This window comes from Vibrio sp. 10N.261.55.F4 (genome assembly GCF_041470465.1).
GTDB classification, from domain to species: Bacteria; Pseudomonadota; Gammaproteobacteria; order Enterobacterales; family Vibrionaceae; genus Vibrio; species Vibrio crassostreae_C.
Genome location: NZ_JBFRMM010000034.1, coordinates 1 through 10,089, shown reverse-complemented (window position 1 = coordinate 10,089; position 10,089 = coordinate 1). Strand labels below are relative to the sequence as shown.

The window sequence follows — 10,089 nt, the reverse complement described above, 5'->3', positions numbered from 1 at the left end:
TTACATATACAACAGTTAGAGTATTGAATGGGTATACAGGGACAATGAGTAGAAGTTGCAAATGGATATTTCGAGGTATCCAAAAAAAGCCCACTAAGTTGAACCTTAGTGGGCTTTAAAATCAGTATATAGCGTTATGCTGTTAGCAATGACACACAACTATTTAGCAAGGCGATTTGCAGTCCAGACGTAAAGCAGCTCGAGAGCAATCGTCGCACCAGCCAATGCCGTAATTTCGCTTTGGTCATAGGCAGGAGACACTTCTACAACGTCCATACCAACCATGTTGATACCCTGTAAGCCACGGATGATTTTGAGCACTTTATCTGAGTTCAAACCACCACATACTGGTGTGCCGGTACCCGGAGCAAAAGCAGGATCCAGACAATCGATATCAAACGTTAAGTACACTGGCTTATTACCAACAATACCTTTCACTTGAGCAATGATATCGTCCACGCTCATGTCGTTCGCTTGCATCGCGTTAATAACGTTAAAGCCGTGCCCTTCCTGCTTGTACTCTGTACGAATACCAATTTGCACTGAATGTTCAGGCGAAATTAAACCTTCATTTGGCGCATGGTAGAACATAGTACCGTGATCGTAACGACTACCCTGACTGTAAGTGTCAGTGTGCGCGTCGAAGTGAATCAGAGCCATCTCACCGTACTTCTTGCCATATGCTCTTAACAAAGGCAGTGTAATGAAGTGATCGCCACCTAAACCTAACAGAGTTTTACCACTGTTTAGAATCGCATCAGCAGCTGCTTCTAAACGTTGAGTTAGGTCTTCTGCATCACCGCAATCAAACACAAGGTCGCCAGCATCAATGACCGAGGTGTGTTCAAATACATTGAAGTCCCAAGGGAATTTTTTACCTTCCCACGCCAAGTTTACTGACGCACGACGAATCGCATCAGGTCCCATACGAGCACCCGGACGACCAGACGTCGCCATATCTAACGGCGCGCCCAACACAACCACATCAGCATCGTTGTCGATTGGGTTTTGCACCAATGGACGACGCATAAACGTCATCGCATTGGAGTACAACGAGTAATCTGGTTTCGTAAATAGATCGTTCATTAAAAATCCTCAAGATAGGTGTAACCCATCAAGCCTTGCTCTAACTCTTCAAGTACGCTTTGCTGCTCTTGCGCTGGTACTTTCGCCGTTACCAATTCTTTGTAGTTCTGACGAATTAGGTCCATATCGATATGAACATAACGCATCATGTCTTCTACTGTGTCGCCTTCGTTGATGTAGTCGATATTCGCTTGACCACTTTCATCAACATTCACCACAACACTGTGCGTATCACCAAATAGGTTATGCATATCACCCAAGATCTCTTGGTATGCGCCTACTAGGAAAAAGCCCATCAGGTAAGGTTCGTCTGGGTTCCATGCTGGAACTGGCAACGTTGTTTCAATGCCCTGGCCGTCAACATACTGATCGATCGTACCGTCAGAATCACATGTGATATCCAGTACTACCGCGCGTCGCTCGTCCGCATTGTCCAAACCACTTAGAGGCAATACAGGGAACACCTGATCGATACCCCAAGCATCTGGCAACGATTGGAACAAAGAGAAGTTCACGAAAAACTTATCAGCCAAACGCTCACTCAACTCATCCAAGATTGGACGGTGGTAGCGGTTCTTAGTACTCATACGAGAGCTAAGTTCATAGTTAATACGCAAAGACATCTGTTCTGCCCAAGCACGGTGCTGAAGGTTCAGCATGCCTGTCGCAAATTGGTTGTGTGCTTCTGCGATATCACTTTGCGTGTCGTTGTAGATCTCAATCAGCGCGCGGTCATCATTACCTGCATCTAACTCCAAGAAGTTCTTCCACATGTTGTTTAGCAACAGTGGTGCGTCTGCTTCTGGCGCAGCCATATCTTCCGGTGAGTAGCTTTCAGTACCAATCACGTTGGTGATCAACACAGCATGGTGCGCAGTCAGTGAGCGACCAGACTCCGAAATAATCACAGGTTGTGGCTGATTGTAGAGTTTACAAATATCCCCTACTGTCATCACGATGTTACGAGCGTACTCAAGCAAGCCGTAATTCATTGAGTTTGAAGATTGGCTACGCGTGCCGTCGTAATCGACTGCCAAGCCACCACCAACATCTAAGAACTTCAGTTGAGCGCCAATATCACGCAGTTCACAGTAGAAACGAGCCGCTTCACTCACGCCATTTCGCACGTCACGAATGTTTGCCATTTGTGAACCTAGGTGGAAGTGCACGAGTTCAAGTACATCCAGCTGGTCTTCGGCTTTCAAGCGTTCGATAACAGTAAGCACTTGTGATGCAGACAAACCGAATTTCGACTTCTCACCACCACTTGCTTGCCATTTACCTGCACCTTGAGAAGCAAGACGAATACGTAAACCCAAACGAGGTTTTACGCCAAGTGCTTTCGCTTCAGAAAGAACAAGATCAAGCTCAGACAACTTCTCTAGAACGATAAAGACTTTGTGGCCTAGCTTTTCGCCAATCAGTGCAAGGCGGATGTATTCTCTGTCTTTGTAACCGTTACACACGATCACAGAGCTCGCTTTTTGAGCCAACGCCAGTACCGCTAATAGTTCAGGTTTGCTGCCCGCCTCTAGTCCTAGCTGCTTTTGCTCTAATTGAGCTTGGCTCGCTAAGATCTCATCAACCACTTCTTTTTGTTGGTTAACTTTAATCGGATAAACAAGTAGGTAACGATTGTCGTACTGATATTCGTCGATCGCTTGGTTAAATGCGTTACAGATATTGTGCACACGTTGATGCACTATTTGAGGAAAACGCACAAGAGCAGGTAAACCAATATTTCTTTGCTCTAACTGTTTTACGATCTTACTTAGTGGGACTTGATGATCCGTCTCGCTCGGTGAAACATACACCTCACCGTTATCATCAATTCCATAAAAACCTTGGCTCCAGTGCTTTACATTATACTCAGCACGGATGCGTTCCAAATTAACCGAATTTTCCAATTCTAGAGACCTCACACTATAGGGCCATCGACAGAAGATACCTCTTTGGAATAGCGAGGTATAACCCAACAAAAAGCGTTCAAAAACGATTTGTTGGCTGCATTAACCGATATTATTAAGAGCGAGTCCAACCATTGATATTTGTGGTGACGATTACGTTTTTTTATCGACAGATCGACTTAAAATGACAGGTAAGGAATTACAAGGTTTTAGGGTAAAAAACAGGCTGAAGCGCATTAAATATAAAGCAATTTCTCACATTAAATTAGGGAGAAAAAATGTGCAGAAACCAAAAGATTTTTAGTAAATTGAGTGAGGTTAGTCAGAGTTGTGACAAATATAAGCACTTCACAATCTGAACTCTCGCTATCACCAACACAGCTTGTGTCCCGCGATTCGATGCCGATAAACACTTCATTCTTCCTACTAGAACTCGCTCACTTCAATGTTGTAACCGCTCAATTTTTGAACTTTTCTCGCGCATATCTTGTATTCGGTTCAATCTTCTTGTAATTTTAACTGACCAACCAATCGGTCAGCCTTCGAATTTAGGGGATACTATGAGCCATAATCTAGACCTTGAACCAAACACGTCGAGCACCAACGACATGGATCAAATGTTCAACCGACAAAAAGATCACTACCGCAATAACGTTAATCCTACGCTTGAGCAGAGAAGAGAAAACCTCTCAGTATTAAAAGCGTTGTTAATGCGCTATCAAGAGCAATTGATTGAGGCAGTATCTGAAGATTATGGCCATCGAGCAAAGCACGACAGCTTGATTGCTGATATCACCCCTTCTCTTCACCAAATTAATTACAGTGATAAGAACCTTAAGAAATGGTTGAAGCCATCTCGTAGAAAAGCAGGCTTGATGCTAACACCAGCGAAGATCACTGTTCACTATCAACCGGTAGGCGTTGTAGGCATTATCGTTCCTTGGAACTTTCCTATAATGCTCTCTTTAGGTCCTCTCATCACTGCGTTAGCGGCGGGCAACACTGCAATGCTCAAGATGTCGGAGTTTACTCCTGCGACCAACCGAGTTTTGAAAACCATGCTGGCCGAAGGCTTTAGTGAAGATCAAGTCGCGATTATCGAAGGCGAAGCTGACGTTTCCGCTAAATTTAGCCAACTGCCGTTTGACCATATCCTTTTCACAGGCTCAACCGCTGTGGGTAAACACGTTATGAGAGCAGCGGCTAACAACTTAACACCAGTTACCTTGGAATTAGGCGGCAAATCTCCAACCATCATTGCCCCTGACTTTGATGTGGCTGACGCTGTTGAACGTATCTTGTTTGCCAAGAGTCTAAACGCTGGCCAGATATGTGTAGCGCCTGATTACATCTTATTGCCGCGAGAAAAATCAGACGAGTTCATCACAGCCTATAAGCGTTATTTCAAGAAGCTTTATAAAGCCGGTATTGAGAGCAAAGACTTAACCTCAGTGATCAACATGCGCCAATACAATCGCTTGAAAGGTGTCATTGAAGACGCACAAGCCAAAGGCGCGGTTATTCACACGGTAACCGAACAAGCACAAGACGATGTAAACCACAGAATGACGCCGCACCTTCTCACCGAAGTGAACGATGAGATGCTCGCGATGCAAGAAGAGCTGTTTGGTCCTGTTTTGCCTATCGTGCCTTATGATTCCATCGAAGAAGCAATCAATTACATCACAGAGAGAGAACGCCCACTGGCTCTGTACCTAATGAGCCATAATAAAGAAACCCAAGACAAGCTTTTATCAGACACGCACTCTGGCGGCGTGTGTATTAATGATTCTTTGGTGCATGTGGCTGCAGAAGACGCACCATTCGGTGGCATCGGCCCTTCAGGCATGGGACACTATCACGGCATTGAGGGCTTCAAGACCCTTAGCCATGCCAAAACCGTTCTAAGTAGAGGAAAAATCAACTTCACCAAGTTAATGCATCCTCCTTACAACAACCCAATCAAGAAACTGATGTTCAAAGTACTCAATAGATGATCACCAAAAGACAAAAAATCCTAGATGCTGCACTCCTGCTCTTCTCTCAACAAGGGCTAGAGGGCACATCTACCGGACAAATAGCGAAAACAGCCGTCGTGGCAAAAGCGACGTTGTTCCACCACTTCGAGAATAAATCTCTATTGATTGATGAACTGTTTCGCGAGCTGAAGCTAGAGCTATTCTCGACCCTTCAACCGCACACTGATGTGGCTGTAGAAGATCGCTACCAAACCTTTAAGTTCATGTGGATCACAGGAATTGAGTGGGCATTAGAGAATCCGGTTGCGATGAAGTTCTTCACCAATGTTCATTTCGACCCAACGACTCAAACTCGAGAAGTGATTGTTTCACAGATGTTCGCATCGCTAGACGAGATCATTTTGAAAGGGCAACAAGATGGTGAATTGATGGTGTTGGACATTAACCTTGTTAGACACTTCATTCATAGCCACTTTCTGATTTGTGCAAACTGGCTGATTGAACAAAGCGAGTCTCCACCAGAGCAAACATCGAAGTACATCAACGATAGCTTTGATATGTGTTGGCGCGCCGTTGGTGGGCAAACCAAGTAGCTTTAGCTTTAAGCCCAAGGCTCTAAGCTCTAAACCCAAAGATATAAGTTCTAGACTCAACTGATTTCCAATAATGATCACTAAAGCGCCACAAAGGCGCTTTAATTATTTGAACACAATTTAATCACCTCAACATATTGACTCAGAGTACTTTCTTTCAGTACCATCCCACCATCATTTCAAAAGAGAATAACGCCATAATGAAGTACTAACATCCTGACATCCGATTTATTTTTATAAAAATCATTTGGACACTCGGGGTTAGTGGGCGTTACTTCATCATCTATTTTCGCGACAAATCAAGCTCTTAAAGATCCGTTTTTTGACAAACAAACATCTTTAAGATCAGTACCTCAAAGACAGGAACCATCTCAATACCGCTTTCTCTCTTTCATTGGTCATCTATCTAAGTAACGCCTTTGGCGATCTGTTGTTAGCATCCAGCAGGAGCTTGCACAGAAAAGCGCCTCACCCCTTTTACTCGTTTACACGTAAAGGGAGGTATTTCTATGCCGACTATATTAGCCAATAATCTCTCATTCCAACTCGATACTGGTGAGTGGTTATTCAAAAACATCACCTTTAATTTGAGCACTCGCCTCACAGGCCTAGTCGGAAGAAATGGGGCTGGAAAGTCATTGTTACTTTCGTTGCTCGTTGGACAAAAACAGCCCACAACGGGCAGTGTTTCGCGCCAAGGTTCAATCGGCTTTTACTCCCAGTTGCCTTCAAAGCTATTGGATAGCACAACCAGCATTGCTGACTTCTTGGGGATCACCGAAAAGTTAGACGCATTACATGCCATAGAACAAGGCAGCTGCGAACTTCAGCACTTCAATATCGTTGGCGAGGATTGGGATTTACAAGCGAACACAAAGCAACTTTTAGCCACATTGAAAATAACCAGTGGGTTAACCACACCGTGCCATACATTGAGCGGCGGGCAGCTATCCCTATTGCAGCTTCATCGCTTATTCGTATCAAACTACGACGTACTGATTCTCGACGAACCGACAAACCATTTGGATAGCGACGGGCGTAATTGGTTACTAGAACAGTGCCAGTTATTTGAAGGAAAAGTGCTTGTCGTCAGTCACGATCGAAGCTTATTGAGACACATGGAAGGGATCTATCATCTCAACAGTTTGGGATTACGTTTCTACAAAGGAAACTACGATGATTACTTCACGCAAATGTCGAGTCAAAGTGAAGCACTGGACAAGCAGATAACGCATCATCAATCGGAAAAGAAACGACTCGAGCGCCAAGCTCAGATTAACAAGGAAAAAGCTCAACAACGTGAGGCTCAAGGTAACCGACTCCGAAAATCAGGTAGCCAACCCAAGATATTATTGGATGCCATGAAAGATAAAGCAGGGCGAACCCAAGGCGCATCGGCAACAAGCCACAAGAACTTAAAGGATCAAAACCAACATAAGCTTCAATCTCTTAAAGAACAGCAAGAGCAACTGAAGCCGCAAGCGTTGTACCTACAACAAGCGAATGCTACTAAAAAACACTCACTATTAACCGTTGAAGAGTGTCGCCTAAATTTTGGTTCTGGTGTTCCTATTAGCTTATCTCTATCACAAGGCGAACGATGCTATCTAACCGGGGCTAACGGGTGCGGAAAATCGACTCTGTTAAAAGCCATTCATGGCCAGCACTCGAACTATATCGGATCCATTAAGCGCTTAGGGGCGACCGTATACTTGGATCAACATTTTGGCCTGTTAGACACCAACGACACCATATTCGATAGTTTGATGACACACAGCTTTGGGTTAACAGAAAGTGACGCACGAACCTTGCTCGCTGGAATAGGGTTCAGGCGAGACTCGGTATATCGAAAAGTGTCTCATTTAAGTGGTGGTGAAAAAATGAAACTGGCGATGTTGATCGTTAGCCACAAACAAGACACCCCGCTTCTATTGCTCGATGAACCGGACAACCATCTAGACATCGACTCAAAGCAAGTATTGGCGTCCGCTTTACGTGAATACCAAGGCGCATTTATCTTGGTGAGTCATGATGCTGATTTTGTTAAGGAGGTCGGCGTCAGCCAAAACCATATACGACTTTAACCTTCGTAAATTCGTTCACTTAGTGTAGTTAAGCGAGCATCGCTCCGGTGCTCGCCTTTCTCGATTGAGACAAGTAAACTACACGCCTCGAACATCTATTCATAAGGCTAAGGTTTGCATACTCTAGAACAATTAAAATCAGGGCAACTTAAAGGTATTAAGCGCTTAAAACTGTCGGAAAGTCTCACCGAGTTTCCTCTAGAAATCATAGAGCTTGCAGATTCTCTTGAGATCCTAGACCTTTCAGGTAATCAGCTGTCAGACCTACCAGCCGAGTTATCAAAGCTAACTAACCTGCGTATTATCTTCGCGTCGAATAACCTGTTTACGCACCTGCCTGATGTTCTTGGGTCACTTCCTAAGCTTGAAATGATCGGTTTCAAGACCAACCAAATCAAAACCGTAAGTGAAGTATCTCTACCACCTCAATTACGCTGGTTGATCCTGACCGACAATGAGATTGAGGCCCTGCCTAGCTCACTAGGTGAAAGACCGCGACTACAGAAACTGGCATTGGCGGGTAACAAGATTCGCGTGTTACCAGAAAGCATGGAAAACCTATCCAACCTTGAACTGGTTCGCCTGTCTGCAAACCAACTGACTGAGTTCCCTGAATTCCTTATTAAGCTACCAAAGCTAGCTTGGTTAGCGTTTGCGGGTAACCCGTTTTGCAAACACCCAAGCAGCTTAGATAGCGTGCCTGCCGTGAGCTCGCAATGCTACTCACTCAATCAAGTACTTGGCCAAGGTGCGTCTGGCGTAATTTCACATGCTAACTGGTTAAACGGTGACTTTGATTTCCCACAAGAAGTGGCCGTTAAAGTATTCAAAGGCGAAGTGACCAGTGACGGTTACCCACATGATGAACTTGAAGCGTGTCTTCAAGCTGGCCAACATAGCAATCTAGTGAAGTCTATCGCTCAAGTCGACGAGTCAGACTACCTAGCTTTGGTCATGGAGCTTATCCCAAGCAACTATTACAACCTAGGTTTGCCCCCTACTCTTGAAAGCTGCACTCGCGATACGTTCAATGAAGGCTTTGAGCTTTCCATTGCTCAGATTAATAGCATTACCGAACAGATGATTGATGTGTTTGAACACCTTCATGCCAACAAGGTCTGTCATGGTGATCTATACGCTCACAACACTTTAGTAAATGAGCAAGGTCAGATGATCTTTGGCGACTTTGGAGCGGCAACTATCTACGGCTACCTAACTGAAGAGCAGCAACAAGGTATTCGTCGAATTGAAGCACGTGCATTGAAGTACTTTATTGAAGACCTACTGACGGTTTGTGCAAAGCAAGATCAAGACAGCGAGCTTTATACTCAACTGGCGAACTTCGAAGCTTAATGGCTTAATGGCTTAATGGCTTAACTTAATAGCGCGTTGATTAGAAATACTCGGTCGAATTGAAAACAACAAAGCCAACATCACTGTTGGCTTTGTTATTTTTGGAACATCACTCATTTTAATGGGCAAACAAGGTCGACTAAAAAGGATTAACGCTCAGCCTGCACCAATTTCAGATACGAATGCAGTTCACCATTTTTATATTCCACCGCAGAGTGAATATTAAGGTCAGCACGAGCCACAACAGCAAACTGGTAGCGGTTGTCACCCTTCAGAATCTCGACGTGTAACAAACCGTCTGCTAACTGCCACTGCCCTGTTGTTTCAAATCGATCGAACAAACGGTATTCAGTTAGAGAACCGTCAGCATTAAAGTGCACTTCAGTGATATAGCCGCCGGGGCAACTCTTCACCCACACTCGACTCTCGATATCACTGACAGTAAAGTCACGCTTGGTATCACGCCACGCTAGAAAGCCTTCGCTATCATAAAGAGCAATGTTGAGATCAGTTCTAGAAATTAACGGCTGCTCAGTTTGCTCACGACAATAAAGTTGAAGTAGAATTTTCTGAACTGTTTCGCTCTGTAATTCACTCATTGTGACTTCCCTTTCTTATTGCTCAGCAGTTAAACACTGTAGTGATCAACAAATTTCATTTAAAGCGGGTTACACAAGCTCGTAAGAAACCACATACAACTCAGAGATCCCAGGATAGATATCTTGAATCACGTCTTTGAGTACTTGCAGCGTCATGTTCTCTTGCTGAGCATGGAACTCACCTAAGTCATCAAACAAAATTGGCTCAACGCTGATGATCTTAAGATTACAGAACACACGGTCTTGCTCTAGCGTCGATACTTCCACAACACTGCCTGGCTGGTAGTCTCGCTCAGATTCATCACGAATAGTAATCGTCTTCTTGCCAGATAGGATGTCAGTTTCAAAACGTTCGAAGAACGTCATAGTGGTCGGTGCGGTCATTTATTTCGGTCGCTTTACATTTAAAGGTTAGGTAAATGTTTATATACCAGAATGCGTGTTCAAGCGAATAAAAATTAGGTGCGGGATGCGAGATGCGAGATGCG

General features: G+C 44.3%; 8 protein-coding genes. 4 read left to right on the top strand and 4 right to left on the bottom strand.

Annotated elements, in window-relative coordinates; translation table 11 throughout:
- Nucleotides 1-159: 159 nt before the first annotated feature.
- Together speB and speA are read right to left on the bottom strand one after the other, a co-directional pair.
- Nucleotides 160-1,086, bottom strand: coding sequence for an agmatinase (gene speB / locus AB4249_RS16395; RefSeq protein WP_136973983.1), 927 nt, complete (start codon nucleotides 1,084-1,086; stop codon nucleotides 160-162).
- Nucleotides 1,086-2,993, bottom strand: a complete 1,908-nt coding sequence (gene speA, locus AB4249_RS16390; protein ID WP_372097727.1) for an arginine decarboxylase — start codon at nucleotides 2,991-2,993, stop codon at nucleotides 1,086-1,088. Before speA ends, speB begins: the two co-directional genes overlap by 1 nt.
- Nucleotides 2,994-3,553: 560 nt before the next feature.
- Between speA and AB4249_RS16385 the strand changes: the two genes are divergently transcribed.
- From AB4249_RS16385 to AB4249_RS16370, 4 genes are all read left to right on the top strand, one after another.
- Entirely contained in the window at nucleotides 3,554-4,990 is a 1,437-nt protein-coding gene (locus tag AB4249_RS16385; protein WP_372103999.1) for a coniferyl aldehyde dehydrogenase, read from the top strand.
- A complete protein-coding gene (locus tag AB4249_RS16380; RefSeq protein WP_372103996.1) occupies nucleotides 4,987-5,565 on the top strand; it encodes a TetR/AcrR family transcriptional regulator in 579 nt (192 codons plus the stop codon). Before AB4249_RS16385 ends, AB4249_RS16380 begins: the two co-directional genes overlap by 4 nt.
- A 509-nt stretch (nucleotides 5,566-6,074) precedes the next feature.
- Entirely contained in the window at nucleotides 6,075-7,649 is a 1,575-nt protein-coding gene (locus AB4249_RS16375; protein WP_372103994.1) for an ABC-F family ATP-binding cassette domain-containing protein, read from the top strand.
- Between the two features lie 114 nt (nucleotides 7,650-7,763).
- Entirely contained in the window at nucleotides 7,764-9,002 is a 1,239-nt protein-coding gene (locus AB4249_RS16370) for a leucine-rich repeat-containing protein kinase family protein (RefSeq protein ID WP_372103991.1), read from the top strand.
- A 149-nt stretch (nucleotides 9,003-9,151) separates the two neighbouring features.
- Here AB4249_RS16370 and AB4249_RS16365 read toward each other — a convergent pair whose 3' ends face one another.
- Nucleotides 9,152-9,601 (bottom strand): hypothetical protein, encoded by a 450-nt coding sequence (locus AB4249_RS16365; protein ID WP_017082748.1) that lies wholly within the window; start codon nucleotides 9,599-9,601, stop codon nucleotides 9,152-9,154.
- A 69-nt stretch (nucleotides 9,602-9,670) separates the two neighbouring features.
- A complete protein-coding gene (gene yqfB / locus AB4249_RS16360; protein WP_372103988.1) occupies nucleotides 9,671-9,985 on the bottom strand; it encodes a N(4)-acetylcytidine aminohydrolase in 315 nt (104 codons plus the stop codon).
- Nucleotides 9,986-10,089 lie beyond the last annotated feature (104 nt).